This window comes from Flectobacillus rivi, from assembly GCF_030056655.1.
GTDB classification, from domain to species: Bacteria; Bacteroidota; Bacteroidia; order Cytophagales; family Spirosomataceae; genus Flectobacillus; species Flectobacillus rivi.
In genome coordinates this window covers 187,420-206,807 of the sequence record NZ_JASHIE010000006.1, presented here as the reverse complement: position 1 = coordinate 206,807, position 19,388 = coordinate 187,420, and the positions used below count along the sequence as shown (strand labels likewise).

Here is a 19,388-nt window from a genome sequence, read left to right as displayed (position 1 = left end):
GACTATGCTTGTTTGGTTTTCGGTATCGCTCTTGATTATTTTCATTGCTATACCCTGGCCATTTTCGCCATTTGCACACCGACCTTATTTCAGGTAGAACTCCTCATCTTTTAATTTTCATCCTATATGCTCACATTATTCAAAACAAAACTTGGACGTATACGCATCATCGGTTTCTTAGAAGGGCTATCTCTTTTGGTGCTCATTTTCGTGGCGATTCCCATGAAACATCTTTTTCATAATCCTGCTCTCTCGAAATTTTTGGGTCCTATTCATGGGGCAATTTTTCTGGTATTTGTACTCAATACAATGAGTTTGGCGATAGAACAAAACTGGAAATTTAGAACAACCACTTGGAAGATCATAGTCGCGTGTTTTATCCCTTTCGGTACTTTTTATATTGACTATAAAATTTTCAAAAACATAAAGGAATCATGAAAATAGCGATTATTGTCACTGTTTCTATCCTTCTTATTTATGTAGGATACCGAACCTATCGTTTCGTGATGTTATCAGAAGGACTGGATAAAAAAATTGCCAATGGCGCAATCATATTAGACGTCCGAACACCCGATGAGTATGCCATAGGTCATATTGCAGGCTCAATTAACATATCTCTAGGCACCATTCGAGAACGATACACAGAACTCGACTCTTCCAAAACCTATATTACTACTTGCTCCCATGGATTAAGAAGTGTAAAAGTTGAGCATATTCTTCGAGAAAAAGGGTTCAAAAAAGTCTTTAATGGAGGAGCCTGGGTAGATTTAGAAAAAATTGTCAACGAACAGAAGCATTAAACATGGTATTTGTTTTTAAAACTAATATTGCTAATCAATTGCAAAAGGAAGGTATTTCCAAGCTTCTGAAAAGGTATTTTCCTACCTGCCATTGGAGTTTCGATTTGGAAGATTGTGATAAAGTTCTGCGTATCGAAAGCTCATTTGAAGTAACCAAACAAGTAATACAACTAATGCAAGAAAATGGATATGATTGTGAAGAACTTATAGATTAGTTAAACCTTTATTTTGTCGTATTTACCCATCAGAATCGACGTAACAATCATGGCATTTTTTTATCTAATCACTTAAATTTGAATAAAAAAACTATGAAAAAATTAAGATTGCAAATGCAAATTTCTGTTGATGGATTTGTGGCGGGTCCAAATGGCGAGGAGGATTGGATGGTGTGGGGAGATACCCAACATTGGCAACTCATCAACGATTTGGCGAATAGCTCAGATACTATCCTTATTGGCAGAAAGATGGCAGAGGCTTTTATTCCTCATTTTGAGAATTTTGAGGAAGAAAATCCCAAAATTGAGTTTGCCCAGAAAATGGTGAATACGCCAAAAGTCATTTTTAGTAAAACCCTTGATGCTCCATTTGGGAAAAATACCACTTTAGCTAAAGGCGACTTAACAGATGAAATTTCTCGACTGAAAAACCATACAGGAAAAGATATCCTCGTATATGGTGGTGTAAGCTTTGTATCGTCCCTCCTTGCTGGTGGACATATTGATGAAATGTATTTATTGGTCAACCCGATTTTAATAGCTAAAGGAATGCGTATTTTTGATCTACTCGAAAATCGTCAAAACCTAACCTTAGTAAGCGCTACCCCTTCGTACACAGGCGTGACGGCTATGCACTATCGATTGGGGTGATGGTGAATGATGATTTAGCGCTGTACGAACGTTTAAGTTTTATTTTTAAAATAAAATTGCTGTAGCGGCAAAAATGACTATGATAAGATGTCTTTAAAACAAGATAAAATCAGTTGTACAACGCTAATGGTGATTTGTAGATTGTGATGTAGCCAATTTAGTTATTTAGACAATTGAGCATAGTTCAATATCTCCATTAACAACAAAATCTCCCTCCATCCACGATTCAGCTACATCATCGATGGATTGGGCTACTTTTTTGGGGTGTTCATTGTGCAATTTTGCATCAACAAAAATGAATAAAACAATGAACACAGAAAATGTATGGTTTGTAACAGGGGCTTCAAAGGGTTTGGGGCTTGCTTTAGTAAAACAGTTATTACAAGAAGGATTTAAGGTAGTTGCTACTACCAGAAGTATCCCAGCTTTAATGGCTGAATTGAATTTTGGTTTAGATCAACTTCTGCCTCTTGAAGTGAATCTGACTGATAGTTTAGATGTAAAATTGGCAATTGAAAAGAGTATTGCTCACTTTGGCAAAATCGATGTCATTGTCAATAATGCGGGTTATGGTCAATTAGGTACGATTGAGGAGTTGACAGATGAGGAGGCTCGACAAAATTTTGATGTAAATGTCTTTGGAGTTCTTAATGTGATTAGACACGCTATGCCGTATCTGCGTGCGCAGCAATCAGGACATATCTTCAATATCGCTTCTGTAGGTGGGTATTTTGGAGGCTTTGCTGGCTGGGGGATTTATTGCTCTACCAAATTTGCAATGGCTGGTTTTACCGAGGCTTTAGCAGAGGAAGTAAAAGAGTTTGGTGTAAAGGTTACGTTGGTTTATCCTGGCTATTTCCGTACCGACTTCTTATCGAAAGGTTCTCTAAAAACGCCTTTAAACTCGATTTTAGCCTACCAATCGGCTCGTGAATCTGAAAATTTGCACCTAAATGCAATTGATGGCAATCAGCCAAATGACCCAGACAAAGCTGCTGCTGCTTTAATTGCGATAAGTAAAGAACAAAAGCCACCAGTACATTTGTTGTTGGGAAAAGATTCTTATGACATGGTACAACAAAAAATCAGTATCATGACTCAAGAGGTAGAGCAATGGAAAGAGGTATCCGTTTCAACGGCATTCTAAATCTTTAAGTAAGAAGACGTTATTAGTTAATAGTATATTCGTTATTTGAAGGAATTTATAATCAGATGATTACATCCAAATAGCACCATAAAATACTATTGATTTAATCTTTCCCACTACTTAATCGCTTTTAACAGACATTTATTTACTATGGAGAATACATTTCGTTTTAATACAATTGCCGAATTTCATTCATTTTGCCAGTTGCCTAATCCTGAGCATCCTTTAATTAGTTTGGTTGACTATAGTCAAGTCAAATATCCAGACTTGGGCGTACAGATGAAATGGGTTCAAAATTTTTATACGATTGGCTTAAAACGAAATGTCTCTGGAAAGTTTAATTATGGGCAAACGCAATATGATTTCAATACGGGTTTATTGAGTTTTGTTGCGCCACTACAATGCTTAAAAGTCGAAATTAATCCCAATGTCGAAGTTGAGCCTACGGGTTGGCTTTTATTAATTCATCCTGACTTTTTGTGGAATACAGGATTGGCGAAGAAAATCAAATCTTATGATTTTTTTCAATATGCTGTCAATGAAGCGCTATTTATGTCTAACCGAGAGGAAGAAATTATGGTGGAGATTCTACGTAAAATCCAAGATGAATATCAATCTGCGATGGATAAATTTAGTCAAGAGCTAATTGTTACCCAAATCGAATTATTGCTGATTTATGCTGAAAGGTTCTATGAGCGCCAATTTCATAGCAGGAAAAAATCTACGTTCGAATTATTAGACAAATTTGAACATATTCTTACCAAACACTTTACTGATGGTAATCTTTCAGAAAAAGGCATACCAACTGTAGCTGATATTGCAGAACAACTCCATATTTCACCCAACTATCTGGGGAGTATTTTAAGAATTCATACCTCACAAAATACGCAACAACATATTCAAAATAAGCTTATTGACTATGCCAAACAATATTTAAGTACCACCAATATGTCGGTAAGTGAAATTGCTTTTTGCTTAGGATTTGAACACTCGCAATCATTCAGTAAGCTTTTTAAACTCAAAACCCAGCAAACGCCTTTGGAATTTCGACAGTTTTTTAATTAGAAATAGCAAAGTTTGTGCAAATAGAACCTCAGAGTATTTCTGGAAACAACCAAACTCATTTTGGAAACATTTCGCAGTTGGGCCTTTTCTAATTTTGTTGAGTAAATTTTAAATCTCAATAAACAATCATGAACAAGACCATTTTTATTACTGGCGCCTCGTCTGGCTTAGGAAAAGCAACTGCAAAATTATTTCAAAGCAAAGGTTGGAATGTTATTGCTACTATGCGTAACATCGAAAATGAATCAGAATTATCTCAACTCGAAAATGTAACGTTACTACCTTTAGATGTTACAGATTTGGAAAATATCAAATCTACTGCCCAAAAAGCGATTGAGCTGGGTGTAGATGTTGTCTTCAACAATGCAGGATATGGCTTGATTGGCCCTTTGGAAGGCTTATCAGACGAACAAATTATTAAACAATTCAATACTAATTTGTTGGGCGTATTGCGTGTTACAAAAGAGTTTATTCCTTATTTCAGAGAGAAAAAAGCTGGTATGTTTGTTACCACTACCTCAATTGGAGGTCTCATTGCCTTTCCGATGGGTTCTACCTATCATGCTACCAAATGGGCATTGGAGGGCTGGAGTGAAAGTTTAGCCTTTGAACTAAATGCATTTGGTATCGATGTCAAAACGGTATCTCCAGGCGGAATCAAAACCGATTTTATGAGTCGCTCGATTGATACTGGCTCAAACTCTGCTTACGATGAGTTGTTTGGTGTAATGCTTCAAAATTCGATGAATATGTTAGAAAATTCTTCTGAACCAATTCAAATTGCGGAAGTGGTATACGAAGCTGTAACAGACGGGAAAAAACAGTTACGCTATGTAGCAGGTGCCGACGCACGTGCCCTATATGCTCAAAGATTAGAACAAGGCGATGAAAAATTTAGAACTTGGATGGGACAAGAATTCTTAGGAAGATAGTCTCTTCGTTGGGGTTATCCAAACATCTCACAGTTGATTTATTTGGATAATCCCAATATCTTAGCCAATTTAGCAAGGTACTTAAGCTTCATCAAAATCGACATAACTCCTTATCTATCAATACTATTATGGAAAAATCTAATCCTATTCGTGTTTCTTCTATTTCGGAGCTTCATCGTTTATTGCAGCTTCCGAAGCCTTTGCACCCCATGATTAGTTTGGTAGATAATGCCAAAATGTCAAGAGATTTTGACTTTATGTATCATCCTTTTTTTCTTGATTTCTACAAAATTTCTTATAAATATTCTACCAATGGTCGAATGGGCTATGGACAAGGGTTTTATGATTTTAGCGAAGGAGGATTGATGTTTACAGCGCCAAATCAATTAATTTATACTGACAACGACCCCAGTGAAGACATTCAGTATTTTGGTTTTACCTTATTTTTTCACCCTGATTTTATTCGAAATTATAGCTTAGGTAGAAATATCAAACGGTATGGATTTTTCTCCTATGATACCAATGAAGCGTTGCATTTATCAGAAAAAGAAAAAAAGGTTATTGTAGGCTTATTAGGAAATATCGACGAAGAACTTAACACTTCTATCGATGAAATAAGTCAAGATGTGCTGGTGTCGTACTTAGAAGTATTGCTCAATTATAGTAATCGTTTTTATAAACGGCAATTTATTACTCGCAAAACGGTCAATCATGACATTCTGTCTAGCGTGGAGCATCTGTTAGACAAATATTTTGCCTCTGAAGAATCGCTGAATAAAGGACTTCCAACGGTAGAATACTTGGCATCACAAGTTAATTTATCGCCCCGATATTTAAGTGATATGTTGCGCTCGTTGACTGGTCAAAGCACACAACAGCATATTCATGATAAACTCATTGAAAAGGCAAAAGATTACATTAGCACCACCAATTTGAGTGTCGCCGAAATCGCTTATCAGCTTGGGTTTGAGCGTCCACAATCATTCAACAAACTTTTTAAAACCAAAACAAATCAAAGCCCATTAGAATTTCGAGCGAGTTTTAACTAATAAAATCATTTTCAAGAAAAACCTAATATGACTATCTGAACGGTGGTTGTATTAGTTTTTTTTATTTTTCCTGTAACCTTTTGCTCCTCCACTGCATCCAAGATAGAAATACCCTTCACCTATCAAAAATAAAAGCATACAACTAAACTTAATTCTTCTCAATCATGAAAACTTATTTTTACACGCTGCTGATTTTATTGACTTTATCAAATTTCAGGACTCAAGCACAGGGAAAAATTACAGGACAAATCACAGATCATAAAGGTAAAATTGTAGAGTTTGCTACAATTACCCTTTTACAAGCCAAAGATTCGAGTTTGGTAAAAGGGGCTTTGGCCGATGCTAATGGAACATTTGAATTTGAAAAAATCAAATTTGGCTCTTATCTAATCGCTATTTCTCAGTTGGGTTATCAGAAATTTTATACGCCCAAGTTTAGTCTTTCATCAGAAAACCCCTCTATCAAACTTTCTAATTTGACATTGGTTGAAGAATCCAAAGAGCTAAACGAGGTAGTTGTTACAGCCAGAAAACCTTTCATTGAACAGCAGATAGATAAAACCGTTGTCAATGTTGAAAATTCCGTCGTTTCAGCAGGAAGTACTGCTATTGAGATTCTGGAAAAATCACCCGGAGTAACTGTCGATAAGGATGGGAATATATCCTTGAAAGGCAAACAGAATGTCATGGTAATGCTCGACGGAAAACCAACGTATATGTCATCGAGTGACTTGGCAAATATGCTTCGAAATATGCAATCGACCCAGTTGGACAAGATAGAAATTATGACCAACCCTCCTGCCAAATATGACGCCGCTGGCAATGCAGGTGTGATTAATATTCGCTTGAAAAAAAATCAAAATCTAGGCTTCAATGGTTCGGCTAATCTTGGATTTGGCTATGGTTTTTATCAATCTTTACCCAAAGAAAATGCGGGTCTAAATATCAATTATAGAAAAGAAAAACTCAATATATTCGGCAATTTTTCAGGAAATGACCGCCACAGTTTTCAATTACAAGAAATTGATAGAAAGTTCTTTGAAGGCGATAAAGTAATATCAAGTTTTAATCAGTCAGCAGATGAGAAACGAAGAATTAACTCGCTGGCTTATAAAGTTGGTCTCGATTATTTCATTGATAAAAAGAATACGATTGGCATTTTGTTTAATGGCATGAATGGTAACTGGAATAACGACAGAAACAACCAAACGGCTATTAAAAACGCCTTGAATCAATTAGATACGACCTCTGTAACGCTAGGTTTTATGAGAAATAAATGGGGAAATTACGCCACTAACCTGAATTTCAAGCATGTAATTGATTCAACTGGGAAAGAAATTACAGCCGATTTGGACTACGCTCGTTATAATGCCGACAACTCGATGAAATACAGAACGTCTAAATTTGATACACAAAATATTTTACGAGAAACCAGAAATGAAGATGGTTTAACAGGCTCAAAAATCAATATCTACTCGCTTAAAGTTGACCTTATTTACCCTATCAACAAGACGTCAAAGTTTGAAGCTGGTCTAAAATCTAGCTATGTTAACTCAAACAACGATATGCGCTTTGATTTCTTGGTCGGGGATAATAACACGCCTGTGCTGGACCCTACTCGTACACGAGATTTTGTTTACAAGGAAAATATCAACGCTGCCTATATAAACTATTCTAAAGAATTCAAAAAGCTGACTATGCAGTTGGGCTTACGCATGGAAAATACCAATGGACAAGGGACTTTATTAGGCAAAGATTTACTAGACAGACATTATACCAACTTTTTTCCTAGTGTGTTCTTCCGTCAAAAACTCGCCAAAAATCATCAATTGGGATATTCATTCAGTCGTCGTATCGACCGACCAAGTTATGAAGACTTAAACCCTTTCCTATTTTTCTTAGACCCTTATACCTACCAAAGAGGCAACGAACTATTGCAACCACAATACACTAATGCCGTAGAAGTGTCGCATACTTACAAAGAGAGTATAACCACTACAATCAACTACAGTAGAACAGAAGGGATAATGACACAAGTTTTAGAGCAAAATAATGCCCTAAAAACCACCAATGTTACCAAAATCAATATTGGCTATGTAGAAAATCTGGGTATTTCGTTTTCGGTGCCAATGCCAATTACCAAATGGTGGTTTAGCAATACCTACTTTAATTTATACAATAATCACTATGTAGGCGAAATTCCGAAAACTACGATTGAGTCTAATGGCACATCAACCACCATTTATCAGCCCTTCGATGCTCGTGCAACAAGTTATAGCGCCAATATGACGCATCAATTTACCTTACCTCGAAAATATTCAGTGGAGTTAAGCGGCTGGTATTTGTCTCCATTTATTGAGGGTCAACTAGCTGGAAATCCGATGGGAGCAGTTTCTTTTGGCATCCAGAAAAAGATGATGAATGACAAGGCATCTATCAAATTAAATATCAACGATATTTTCTGGACTCAACACTTTAGTGGGGCTTTTCTCTTCAACGATATCAATGTTCAGCTCAGAAACAAATGGGAAAGTCGTGTGGTACGTATCAATTTTTCTTACCGTTTTGGCAACAGTAAAATTGCAGGAGCACGCCAAAGAAACACGGGCTTAGAGGATGAAAAAAATCGGGTAAAAAGTGGGGGTAACTAACCAACTAGACTTATGAAACAGGGTATTTGTTGTTAAAATATATCATTGCCAAAACTTTTTTTCCTTCTAGTGGGCGATTCAAATCGCCCACTAGAAGGAAAAAGAAAGTAACTAACCTTGTGAAACAAAGAAAAACTATATTTCAATTTATTGCTAAAATAAGCGCATAGTCTTTATTTTCAAATCCCTCGAACTGAGGCTTCAAAACGATGTACATAGCTGAGTCGGACAATCTATCGCCAAACTCTACAGTTTCGACCTCTTGGTTATGAAACATACGTTTCACCCGTCTGGTCGGCTGATACTCTTTTAAATTATAATCTCTTAAAATTGTATCTAGACATATCTTTGCTTCTTTATTTTTTGCCACAAAAGTGTTCTGAGAACTTGATTCTACAACAAAAAGAACGTCATTCATGATAAAATAGCCACTGAAAGTGACTTTTTCAGTCTTGAAGAAATTGGTACTGGATACCGTTGCATAATACTCTGTGTGGGCTTTACCATTTGGAAGTTTTCTTTGTTCTTCCTTCAAAAGAATAAATTTTGTTTTATCCTTTTTCAAGGCCTTCCAAAGAGGATGATCGTGCAAGGTAATACGGTTATAGTACGCATATATTGCCTTTGTAACAAGCGGATTATCCATGGCATACTCAACCATTTCACATTGAGAAAACGTCAAATATCCGCTGGATAAAAACAGTAAAAGAAACGATAGCTTTTGGGAGATATTTTTCATAATTGTAGTCAACAGGTTTTATTTCAAGAACTCAAACAAGTGATTATCAAATCAATAAAATTTAATACTTTTACCTTATTTCAAGTATTTAGCCAAATAATAGGGTAAATATCTTTCTCCATCTGAAAAAACTTTCAAAATACGCCCTGATTTTGATACGATGATATGTGTGGGAAAACTGTTAAAACCCAAAGTATTTTCAATAAAATTTTCTTGATTAGCCACAGTAGCATAATTGAAACTTTTTTTACTTAAAAACTCCTTGAGTTTTTTTTCATTGTCAAGTGCTAAACTCAAAAAAACTATATCCTTGCGGTGATCAAATGCTTTAACCATCTTATTCATAGCAGGCATCTCTTCCACACATGCATGGCATCGAATAAACCATGTTTTTAACACAAGAATTTTACCCTGAGTGTTCTGATTATCGTATTGGTTTCCCTTTAAGTCCAGCACTTTAAAGGTAGGAAATGGTTTACCTTCATAGCTCATAAAATTCTCTTCGATTTCAGCAAATTGTGCGACTGTTGTGAGAATCTGATCATTTATGGTAGATTTTTCCTTGTCTAATCTGTAAAGCTTATAATAAACCTTACCATTCTTCTCCTCCCGAATAGGTATATATTGTCTTTGGGTTAACGCTTTCAGAAAATACATTCTTTGTATTTGATTACCTTGCTCGTCTAAAGGTATAAAGTCAGCACTAAGTCCTGTATTTTGGTTAAAGTATGTCAAATAGGACATAAAATCCTTCAGAAAGGGATAATTCTGAGGTTTATTTTCGCAACCCAAAAATGAAAGATAGAGTACCAAACTTACATACCTATAGCTTTTAATAAATCGCATATCAATTTTAGATTCAGAAAGTATTTACTACATTCAAATTAATCATTTTTCACAATTAATTCACTAAATTCAGCGATTACTACATTTTATTAACCTTTATCAATCAAATGTCATCAATCCTTACACTATCGTTCCCAGAAGTAGAAAAGCGTTTAAGCCAAGCGCAGAAAGCACTTCTCTTTTGTTTTTCTAAGCACCAACGAACTAATTATATAGATTCATACTTTTTGTGGTACGAGGGCGACACCAATCTTGATAAAATTGATTTAGAATCAGACAATTATGATTTTGAGTTAGCAGGAATCATTGTTGACGGTAACCTCACATGTGAGAAAATATTGAATTATGAAACCGACTACGGAGTGAACTTGATTGTTCTGGGGCATTTAAATGCCGACTTCATTGCAGTTGGTGGGCAGCAAGTTTTTGTTCAGGAAGATTTGACAGTTCAACACCTATTTGTCGGTTCTTATAATCACGGCAACCTTGATGTTCTAGGAGATTTTAATTGCCCAATTGTGGTACTCGATGATTATGATTGTTTAGTTAGGGGAGAATTTTACGGAAATGTTCTCGGTTGGGGAAAAACAATAGAACTTTTACACGACGGTGAAACTCAATATGTTCCAGATGGAGATTATGATTTTGAAGATTTTTTTGATGAACCATACTTGAATGCTTGGGGAAGTATCAACTTTAGTTTAATCGTAAGCGATATTGATCATGATATAGATGTACTCCGAAAATATGTGTTGAATCCAGAAACAGATTCAATCACTCCTGAAATCATAATAGAATCTTCTAAATCGTCTGTTTTTCAAGGAATGAGCACGGACGAATACGTGGGCGTTTATTCGACTCAATATAAGTCTCATATTACTGATAATTCTATGGAGTTATCAATCCTAGAATATGATGACTCCTTTAAATATTCGCTTATTGGAAATCAAGTTTCTGTCTTTCACAAAAATAGCGAGGATACAGAGTTTGTAAAATTGACGCTAGGAAGTAATATCTACCGAAAAGCTAAAAGAGTCCTTTTAGCAATTTGATTTATTTCCTTTGGTGGGCGACTGAAGGCGCCCACCAAAGGAAATAACACTCTATTTTACAATAGTTTACGAATTAATATGACATTTTTGTATATTTAGGTAAATGTATCATTTCATTTCCTAAACCCTACAAATATGATGTTTGGACTTACCTCTCTTGGAATCATTCACACGGCAATCAGTCTGGTAGCAGTTTTTGCTGGTGCTATTTCGCTGATTAAACTAAAAGAAGTCACATGGAATAATTCACTTGGTAAAACGTATGTTATTGCCACAATTCTTACCTGCCTAACAGGTTTTGGTATTTTTCAACATGGCGGATTTGGCAAGCCACATGTACTTGGAATCATTACCTTGGCGGTGTTAGGGTTAGTATATCTGGCACAGAAAGCAAATCAACCGTTGGGTAAATATTCACCCTATATTGAAAAAGTTGCTTATTCACTGACCTTCTTCTTTCACTTAGTACCAGGTGTGACCGAAACCACAACTCGTCTGCCATTGGAGCACCCATGGGCAAGTAGTCCAGATGACCCATTAGTAGCCCAATTAGTCGGTATTTGTCTGGTATTGTTTCTAGTTGGAGTAACGTTTCAAATCATCGCATTGAGAAAAAAGCTTTCACAATAACCCTATCTGTAAGACCCTAAATTCTAGGGTCTTACTTTTTACTAAACGTATTCTAACAACCTCTCTTATACCTACCCTGCCCTATCTGTTAGTCATTTGCATGCAGAACTGAATTTAAGCAAATTGCGTACTCAACCCAATTTTTAAATTCAACCTCACTATGACAAAATTTTCACACTTCCTTTTGCTCCTGATGGGAGTTTTATTGCATTCCATTTCATTTGCCCAATCCAAAATTGATAGTTTGATACCCACTCGTGCTTTTTGTATTACTGCCCCCAAAACGCAACGACTAAACGACTTTATTAAGTTTGTAGAAGATGAATTGGTAACTCGTCAGGTAAATACCCTACTGTTGCGTGTGGACTACAATTACCAGTTTGAAAGCCATCCTGAACTTCGAGACCCAGAGGCGTTATCCAAAAAGGATATTAAGAAATTGGTTGCGGTGTGCAAGAAAAATAATATTCAACTAATCCCACAAATCAATTTACTGGGACACCAGTCATGGGCGAGTACTACGCACAATTTATTGAGAGTTTATCCCGAATTTGATGAAACGCCATGGGTCAAAATGCCAGAAAAATACGTATGGCCAAATGCTGATGGTCTGTACTGCAAGAGTTACTGCCCACTTCACCCAAACGTTCATAAAATAGTCTTTGAATTAGTCGACGAAATCTGTGATGTCTTTGAAACAACTGCTTTTCATGCGGGAATGGACGAAGTCTTCTACATTGGAGACGATAAATGTCCTAGATGTTCGGGAAAAGACAAGGCAGAATTATTTGCAGGAGAAGTCAACGAAATTAGAAATCATTTGGCACTCAAAAATAGAAAACTCTGGATTTGGGGCGACCGACTAATCGATGGAAAAACCACAGGAATCGGTATGTGGGAAGGAAGTTTTAACAATACTCACCGTGCCATTGATTTGATTGCCAAAGATGTAACTATCTGCGATTGGCATTATGAAAGACCTGACCAAACGGCAGTTTATTTTGCGATGAAAGGCTTCAACGTCATTACTTGTCCATGGAGAATGCCGAAGTTCGCTGTGATTCAAACACAAGATATGGTCAGATTTCGCGAATCCTCTACAGCCATTATGAAGCCCCATTTTCAAGGTATGATGCAAACGGTATGGTCTAGTGCAGAATCTTTTATGGACGAGTTTTATGGAAAAAACACTGCTAAACCTTCTGAAGAAAACACCTCCGCCAATTGCTTTAGAGCTATGTTTTCGGAAATGGGGAGATTGGTAAAATAATTTGACTAATGCGATTTGAATAGAAAAACAATTTAACTTTATGCACTCTAGGTCTTAATCCTTGGATAAATATCCAAGGATTAAGACCTCAAAAATACTTCAATTCACCTAAATAATTTTACTATGAAAAACCTCAAACTACATCTTACCCTTTCTATTCTTCTAATTTCCATAACACAAAGTATCATTGCACAAACTTTCTCCTATCAGACTGATTCTGTTCAAAGGAAAAAAATTAATAAATGGGTTAAAAGTGCTCAACATCAATATCCATCTGATCTAAATTGTCAGACTGTTTCAGTGTTTACCAACTTGTTTTGGGGAGATCGCCGTGTGTCGGAGGCAGTATCGAATGGAATGAGTAGTATTTATAAGAGGACTTTCATGAGAAGTGTGCATTCTTTTCAGGGTACTTTCTCTTTTTTAATTTCTTTTGATGAAAAAAGCGAAGTGAAAAATATAGCTTTTTCAGAAAATGTTCCTTCGGAGTTCACATTGGTAGTACAAAACAACTTCATTCAAACCATTGAGGATATTTCCCATTTAGAGCACCTAAAAGGAGCATTTAAAAACAAAAAAATACTTCTTATGCTTCATCTTTCATGGACATTCAATAATAATCCAAACATCATGGGGTATGATGATGACGGAACAAAATCCATGAAATTTAAGGAAGAAGATTTGACTTTAGGAGAAATATTGTTCGCTGAATCAAACTTTATGGCTAGACAATTTTAGCCATTATTTTAAAACCTCCTGATATGGCAATATCAGGAAGTTTTATACACTATGTCTCTTACTTATTTACAAAGCCCGTCTATCCAAGCAAATAGTTCATCGAGGTCATAATCGCCACTATGGGGTTTGTCCCATGGAAATTCCAAATTAGCATCTATACCCTTGTTTTGTAGTGCCGTAGTCAATATCACCGAAATAGCAAGCGAAGTATCTTTGTCTTTGGAGCCGTGTCTGATACGCCAGTGTTTGGCATTTGTCGTATTTTTTTGACCTAAATAATACATAGGATTCATCATTTTCACCAATACTTCATCTACTCTTGAAGCCTTCACGTTAGAGTTTTTTTGCCCAAACTCAGTAAAATGTTGCTTATCAATCATAGAAGTACCAAATAGCATATTTTCTCCAGTTGAAAGATCCAAAGCATCAAAGGCTGGAGGAGTTTTCATGCGCTCCATGTAACTAAGATATGCACCATAATCTAAGTCTGTAACCTGATTACCATTAATTTTCAAGAATGAATAGTTCGACATATCTTTTCCTGAATTCAAAGCTTTCTGAGCCGAAGCGATAACATAATTGATGACTAAATCTTTAAAACTCCCGTTTCCATCAGCATCTAAAGTTAATAGTTTCCCCTTCGTATCTTTTAGTTTTAGGCTGTTAACGTAAGTAGGGAAAAGCGTTTTCAATTGTTCCGATACTTTTATTTGCTCTTCACTCAACATTGAGGGAGCATCGCTATTTTTCGACTGCATAGACCCACCCCTTTTGTAGGTATTGTAGCCACTAAACTGCCATTCATAAGCCATATCAGCATGATCCAAATTGGTAATTGGACAATAAGCAGAAACAGCAAAAACATCGTCTGTTCCATTGGCTGCACCTAGTAGTTGTAAATAAGGCTCGTAGTCTGGATTATTTCCCGTTGCCCCAACTAAAGCCGACATTGCACCGCCTGCACTTGTACCATTCGAAATGATTTTATTGGCATCACCTGGCATAAGTTTATCGTTGAATTTCAAGTAACGTACCGCTGCTTTTAAATCTACAATGGCCGCTGGTGCTTTACCCGTGTATTCGCCATTACTTCCTTTCAATGTACGCCCTCTTGCTCCTGCCGAAGCTACCACATAGCCTTTGGATAACGCAGCAACTACCGTTGATGGCTTTTGTGGCATTGCTGGCACTCCTTCAGGTCTTCTGTCACCCATCGGAGGCATTCCATTCATTGGCGAGCGATTACTTCCCATTCCCATTGGCATTTCCTTGAGGGTTGCAGGTTGTGCAGGCATATATCCACCTACTTTATTGGGAAAGAAAATGGGAGCTGTTTCGGCTGTATAGCCATTCAATTTTTTTCCTAAAAAATACTCCTCTGGGATGTAAATATTCATTTTTTGGTAGACTGTATCTACAGGATTTGTAACATAAATGATATTTTCATAGGCTCTTACTGTAAAGGTTTTTCCCTCAAAAGTAAGTGTTTGAGTAACATACTTTTGCGCTTGAAAACTGAGATCTGGCTTGGCAGAAGTAAACGAACAAAATGCCAAACTGACCATCATACAAAAATTGATAAGATGGGTTTTCATTTATAATGAGTTTATTAAAAAATTAAAATGAATTTGTAAAAGATCCCTTAACAAATATTCCCATGATTTCATAGTCATTGTTGCTACTCTGCTCTTCATGAACCTATATTTAAGCATATCTTTTTCTTGTATCAATATTACGATTTAGCCTAATCTTTTATTGAAAGTAATGACTAGAATAGAAGTGAAGAGGAAAAAAAGGGAAATGAAACGACTTAACTGCTCATTGGATTAGTGTTAAGGCACTTTTGTGGAAGATATATAATGGTTTTGAGCTATTTGCGAGAGAATAGAATATTGACAGAAGAAATAGAAGTTGTTTTTGGAAAATGTGATTTTCCAAAAACATAGTAAATGAATAAAATTTAAGTATTAATGCAAAATAAAATTGCATTAATACGCTCTAGGCTATAAGCCGTAAGCATTAGGCAAAAAAGTTTCTATTACTTCATGAGAAATACTATTTAACTTTTTGCCTAATACCTACCTTACTGCTTAAAGCGTATTAATAACTTATTAATTACGGAACAGTGCTATGCTTATTAACAAGAAGTCACTCCTCGAAGCTCAGTAATATTTTGGAGGACTGTTATTTGAGAAAGGGGAATTATCATCATTCTAGCAAACACGCTTACGTTTACTCAAATGTCCCCTCACTGATCACTACGGTATTTCCCCACTCGGTAATGGCTTTTAATAGCGGAATAAGGGATTTTCCCAAAGTAGTCAGTTCATAAGTCACTCTTATGGGTGGCTTTTCGCCATAGACAGTTCTGATAACTAGACCATCCTTTTCAAGCTGTTTTAATTGTAAACTAATGGTCATTTCTGTAACAGTAGGAATCGCTCTGGATAACTCATTGAAGCGCAAACTCCCTTCTATCAAGTGATAGAGAATAACGGCCTTCCATTTTCCTCCTATTAAATCCATTGTTAAACTAACGGTACAAGGGTACTCCTTCCCGTTGAGCGTAACGGTTTCACTTTTACATTCTGTTTTCATAATCTTTAAACTATCTATTTTGATAGGTATTTCAAATTAAACAAACTAAAACTAGTTTTGCAACTATAATTTTAATAGTATAAAAAATGCAAAATTCAATCATCTGGCCAGAAGGCTATTTACCAGGAACTACAGATAATTTTTGTTCGAATGAAGTAATTGTTTCAGGATTAAGAACCACGGACATTTGGCCTCTATTAGCCAACCCTTTCGAGTGGCCAAAATATTATCATAACTCATCTGACATTGAGTTCCTTAATGAAGAACATAAGCAATTTACCGCAGAGGTACGTTTTCGTTTTAAAACATTTGGTTTTCCGATTGAGGCTCAAGTGACAGAGTATGTTCCTCCTGTGGAAGGAAAGCCCGCAAGATTAGCATGGCATGGTTGGGCTGAGGGTGATGCAGAAACAAGATTGGACGTTATTCATGCTTGGCTCATCGAGGACTTAGAAGGTGGAAGAGTAAGAATCTTAACGCAAGAAACCCAAATCGGAAATCCCGCAAAAGAATTAGCAAAAACAAAACCTAACCCCATGATAAATGGACATCAAGATTGGCTTGAGGGATTAGTAGAATACGCTAAACAGTTGATTTAGTTAATGTCAATCATATAAACCTAAGCTCTCTCAAACATGAGTCATCCCTAATTTAGTGATTGAGCGATTGAATGAGTGATTAATTTAAAATTTGTATTCTGGCAGTAGAGACGCAATGATTGCGTCTTAAGCTGATTAAAATCTATCATAGTTTCATCAAAAAAGCGGTCGGAAAATATTTTTTGACCGCTTTTTTGATGAAAACTTAGAGAATAACCCCAATCTTAAAATTCGGGATGACTCATGTTTGGAATGAATATAAACAAAATAATAATGCTCACGTATTAAAGCGGGTAAGTTTAATTATGAGGCAAAGATTAAGTCTCAAATTAGGTAATTGTGTGATTTCATTTAAAACTTATATTATTGACTATTTCAATATTTTCAACAATTTCCCATACGCCACTGCTGCTTTATGCACCTGCTCTGTCCAGTCTTCCGCAGCATTGTCATCGGCACCATCTGAAATATATTTTAGACACAAAAACGGAATGTTTTCTTTCATGGCAATCAAAGCCAGTGAATAGGCTTCCATATCTACGACATTATAAATGGTTTCGGAATGACCCATTTCAAAACTATCGCCTGTACCACAAATTCCTACTTTTAGTCCGTCCATCTCAAGCCCATACACCAATAAGGGAGGCACGCCAGAAAGTGGGGTTTCGTAAAGTTTGAAGCCTAAGCCTCGTACATCCATATCTCTTTGGACAAATCTGGTACAACAAATCACCTCACCTTTAGCAAAATAATTACTTCCAGCTGTTCCCAAATTAATAATCAAAGAAGGCTTTTGCTGCTGAATCGCTTTGGTTAATTCGTAAGCAGCATTTACTTTTCCAATGCCTGTAAATACCACATTTTGTCCTTCAAATACTTCGGCAGCCTCTGATTCGAGCGCAAATGAAAAGAGGGTATTTTCTAACGAAAAAGTTGTTTCTGAATTAATATGTATCATGATAGTCTATTTAAACAATCCTTAAAAGTCGATGGGACATTAAAATTACAAAAAGAAAAGCTTATCCAATCAACTGAGCTAATTCATGACAAATTTCCTCGCCTTTGTTGTCGTTATACCAATTTTGCAATTTGATTTTAATGGTTTCAAAATCTGCTTTTGCTTCGTGTAATTCTTCCATTAACAGATGAGCACCTTCTGGACGAGGTCCCCACACAAAAAGGTCATTTCCACTCTCGTCTCTCGCAATCAACTTCGGAATACTCTTACTTGTACCGTTTGTTAAATATTTCTCAATAAGAAAAGGCTCGCTATCTCTCAATTGAATCTCATAAGTCAGCAAAGGATTTTGCTCTGTGATTTTTATCAAAAAAGGTACGATATGCGCTGCATCCCCACACCAAGGTTCGGTGATGATAATCCAATGTTGAGGCGATGTAATTTCTTGAAGTTTACTCAAAATCGAATCTGATAATACAAGGTGCTTGTCCCAACGCTTCATGCGTGATTGATTGAGCTTCGTGTAGTTTAGGTAATCAGGTTTGTCGTAAGGAGCGGCAGGTGTTTCTGCTGATAAAATCTCTTCGAATAGGGTTTTATATGCTAGGTAGTTCATGATGTAATTTGGCAATAAAATGGTTGTTTGTAGATATTACAGCCATCAAAGGGCAAAGAGTTCCAATTAAGCATCATAGAATTGATTATAACAAGTATATTGATAACTAACATCTTAAATTAAAAATGTAGTAATGTACTATAATTAACTTATATTTAGCCACTTAAATTAAAACATCTATGAAAAACAATATCGTCTTTATCTATTTTTTAATTATAACCTTTTCTTTGAGTCCAACAGTTTGCATATCGTGTCTTGGGCAAAATGAGATGTCAACAGACACCATAAATATTGAAGGGTTCAAAATTATTCCTCTAAAAGCATTTGACTACAATGGTAATTTAGTGATAAAAGAAGACACTTTATTTCTTGTGACTTGTTGTAATTTCGTCTTTTATCCATTTGGAAAATTAACCGACAAAAACTCCTTGAAGAAAAGTGTATTTAAAAATTGGACCATCAAAAAATACAAAAGAGAGAGCTTTAAAAACACCAACTTAGCCCCACCTGTTTGGGAATTCTTCGAATATGTTCAAGTAACTTTTGGCAAAAATAAGTTAAGTTTTTTCTTCGATAATGATCCCGAAGCCTCAACCCATGGGTATATTAGCAAAGGGGAAATATGGGACAATAAAGTGGAGCTTCTTCAACATATTAAGGTAGGAATGGATATAAATACTTTTTGCAGTAAGTTTTTTGTAAACTACCCTCCAGAATTGTACAAAAGATTTAGGGTTATTTCATTTATTTCATGTATCAGTGATATTACCCAGCATTTTACATTCAAAAATGAAAAACTCTCAAATATTAAGTTTGTTCCTCAACCTTGATT

21 protein-coding genes are annotated in these 19,388 nt (G+C 36.0%); 15 read left to right on the top strand and 6 right to left on the bottom strand.

What is annotated here, in order from left to right; translation table 11 throughout:
• The first annotated feature begins 126 nt into the window (after positions 1–126).
• The 9 genes from QM481_RS10385 to QM481_RS10345 all read left to right on the top strand — a co-directional run bounded on the left by QM481_RS10385 (position 127) and on the right by QM481_RS10345 (position 8,510).
• Positions 127–438 carry a DUF3817 domain-containing protein gene (locus QM481_RS10385; RefSeq protein WP_283381704.1) on the top strand — a complete coding sequence of 104 codons (312 nt, stop codon included), beginning with the start codon at positions 127–129 and terminating at the stop codon, positions 436–438.
• Positions 435–800 carry a rhodanese-like domain-containing protein gene (locus QM481_RS10380; RefSeq protein ID WP_283381703.1) on the top strand — a complete coding sequence of 122 codons (366 nt, stop codon included), beginning with the start codon at positions 435–437 and terminating at the stop codon, positions 798–800. The genes QM481_RS10385 and QM481_RS10380 overlap by 4 nt, the downstream gene beginning before the upstream one ends.
• A 2-nt stretch (positions 801–802) precedes the next feature.
• The gene (locus tag QM481_RS10375; protein WP_283381702.1) at positions 803–1,015 is read left to right on the top strand and encodes a hypothetical protein; all 213 of its coding nucleotides are present in this window, start codon (positions 803–805) and stop codon (positions 1,013–1,015) included.
• Positions 1,016–1,108: 93 nt separating this feature from the next.
• The gene (locus QM481_RS10370) at positions 1,109–1,666 is read left to right on the top strand and encodes a dihydrofolate reductase family protein (protein WP_283381701.1); all 558 of its coding nucleotides are present in this window, start codon (positions 1,109–1,111) and stop codon (positions 1,664–1,666) included.
• A gap of 307 nt (positions 1,667–1,973) precedes the next feature.
• Complete coding sequence (locus QM481_RS10365; RefSeq protein WP_283381700.1) at positions 1,974–2,813, top strand: SDR family NAD(P)-dependent oxidoreductase; 840 nt, start codon at positions 1,974–1,976, stop codon at positions 2,811–2,813.
• A 150-nt stretch (positions 2,814–2,963) separates the two neighbouring features.
• Entirely contained in the window at positions 2,964–3,878 is a 915-nt protein-coding gene (locus tag QM481_RS10360; RefSeq protein ID WP_283381699.1) for a helix-turn-helix domain-containing protein, read from the top strand.
• A gap of 128 nt (positions 3,879–4,006) precedes the next feature.
• Entirely contained in the window at positions 4,007–4,810 is an 804-nt protein-coding gene (locus QM481_RS10355; RefSeq protein WP_283381698.1) for an SDR family oxidoreductase, read from the top strand.
• Between the two features lie 128 nt (positions 4,811–4,938).
• Positions 4,939–5,859: a helix-turn-helix domain-containing protein gene (locus QM481_RS10350; RefSeq protein WP_283381697.1), complete on the top strand. Its 921-nt coding sequence runs from the start codon at positions 4,939–4,941 to the stop codon at positions 5,857–5,859.
• Positions 5,860–6,023: 164 nt separating this feature from the next.
• Positions 6,024–8,510 carry a TonB-dependent receptor gene (locus QM481_RS10345; RefSeq protein ID WP_283381696.1) on the top strand — a complete coding sequence of 829 codons (2,487 nt, stop codon included), beginning with the start codon at positions 6,024–6,026 and terminating at the stop codon, positions 8,508–8,510.
• Positions 8,511–8,652: 142 nt separating this feature from the next.
• Here QM481_RS10345 and QM481_RS10340 read toward each other — a convergent pair whose 3' ends face one another.
• Both QM481_RS10340 and QM481_RS10335 read right to left on the bottom strand, forming a co-directional pair.
• Positions 8,653–9,249, bottom strand: a complete 597-nt coding sequence (locus tag QM481_RS10340; protein ID WP_283381695.1) for a hypothetical protein — start codon at positions 9,247–9,249, stop codon at positions 8,653–8,655.
• A gap of 75 nt (positions 9,250–9,324) precedes the next feature.
• On the bottom strand, positions 9,325–9,984 hold the full coding sequence (locus tag QM481_RS10335; RefSeq protein ID WP_283381694.1) for a TlpA family protein disulfide reductase: 660 nt from the start codon (positions 9,982–9,984) through the stop codon (positions 9,325–9,327).
• Positions 9,985–10,202: 218 nt separating this feature from the next.
• On the opposite strand from QM481_RS10335, the gene QM481_RS10330 reads away from it, so the two are divergent.
• The 4 genes from QM481_RS10330 to QM481_RS10315 all read left to right on the top strand — a co-directional run bounded on the left by QM481_RS10330 (position 10,203) and on the right by QM481_RS10315 (position 13,785).
• Entirely contained in the window at positions 10,203–11,147 is a 945-nt protein-coding gene (locus QM481_RS10330; RefSeq protein WP_283381693.1) for a hypothetical protein, read from the top strand.
• Between the two features lie 135 nt (positions 11,148–11,282).
• The gene (locus tag QM481_RS10325; RefSeq protein WP_283381692.1) at positions 11,283–11,777 is read left to right on the top strand and encodes a hypothetical protein; all 495 of its coding nucleotides are present in this window, start codon (positions 11,283–11,285) and stop codon (positions 11,775–11,777) included.
• 160 nt (positions 11,778–11,937) lie between these two features.
• Complete coding sequence (locus QM481_RS10320) at positions 11,938–13,047, top strand: family 20 glycosylhydrolase (protein WP_283381691.1); 1,110 nt, start codon at positions 11,938–11,940, stop codon at positions 13,045–13,047.
• A gap of 123 nt (positions 13,048–13,170) precedes the next feature.
• On the top strand, positions 13,171–13,785 hold the full coding sequence (locus QM481_RS10315; RefSeq protein WP_283381690.1) for a hypothetical protein: 615 nt from the start codon (positions 13,171–13,173) through the stop codon (positions 13,783–13,785).
• Positions 13,786–13,847: 62 nt separating this feature from the next.
• Here the strand turns inward: QM481_RS10315 and QM481_RS10310 are convergent, their stop codons facing one another.
• On the bottom strand, positions 13,848–15,380 hold the full coding sequence (locus QM481_RS10310) for a subtype B tannase (RefSeq protein ID WP_283381689.1): 1,533 nt from the start codon (positions 15,378–15,380) through the stop codon (positions 13,848–13,850).
• A 637-nt stretch (positions 15,381–16,017) separates the two neighbouring features.
• Positions 16,018–16,383, bottom strand: a complete 366-nt coding sequence (locus QM481_RS10305) for a winged helix-turn-helix transcriptional regulator (protein WP_166551029.1) — start codon at positions 16,381–16,383, stop codon at positions 16,018–16,020.
• Positions 16,384–16,469: 86 nt separating this feature from the next.
• Here QM481_RS10305 and QM481_RS10300 point away from each other — a divergent pair, with 86 nt between their 5' ends.
• Positions 16,470–16,982 carry an SRPBCC family protein gene (locus QM481_RS10300; protein WP_283381688.1) on the top strand — a complete coding sequence of 171 codons (513 nt, stop codon included), beginning with the start codon at positions 16,470–16,472 and terminating at the stop codon, positions 16,980–16,982.
• A gap of 370 nt (positions 16,983–17,352) precedes the next feature.
• On the opposite strand, the gene QM481_RS10295 is transcribed toward QM481_RS10300, so the two are convergent.
• Positions 17,353–17,940: a 5'-methylthioadenosine/S-adenosylhomocysteine nucleosidase family protein gene (locus tag QM481_RS10295; protein ID WP_283381687.1), complete on the bottom strand. Its 588-nt coding sequence runs from the start codon at positions 17,938–17,940 to the stop codon at positions 17,353–17,355.
• 61 nt (positions 17,941–18,001) lie between these two features.
• Positions 18,002–18,556 carry a thioredoxin family protein gene (locus tag QM481_RS10290; protein WP_283381686.1) on the bottom strand — a complete coding sequence of 185 codons (555 nt, stop codon included), beginning with the start codon at positions 18,554–18,556 and terminating at the stop codon, positions 18,002–18,004.
• Positions 18,557–18,735: 179 nt separating this feature from the next.
• Here QM481_RS10290 and QM481_RS10285 point away from each other — a divergent pair, with 179 nt between their 5' ends.
• Positions 18,736–19,386: a hypothetical protein gene (locus QM481_RS10285; protein WP_283381685.1), complete on the top strand. Its 651-nt coding sequence runs from the start codon at positions 18,736–18,738 to the stop codon at positions 19,384–19,386.
• Positions 19,387–19,388: the final 2 nt, after the last annotated feature.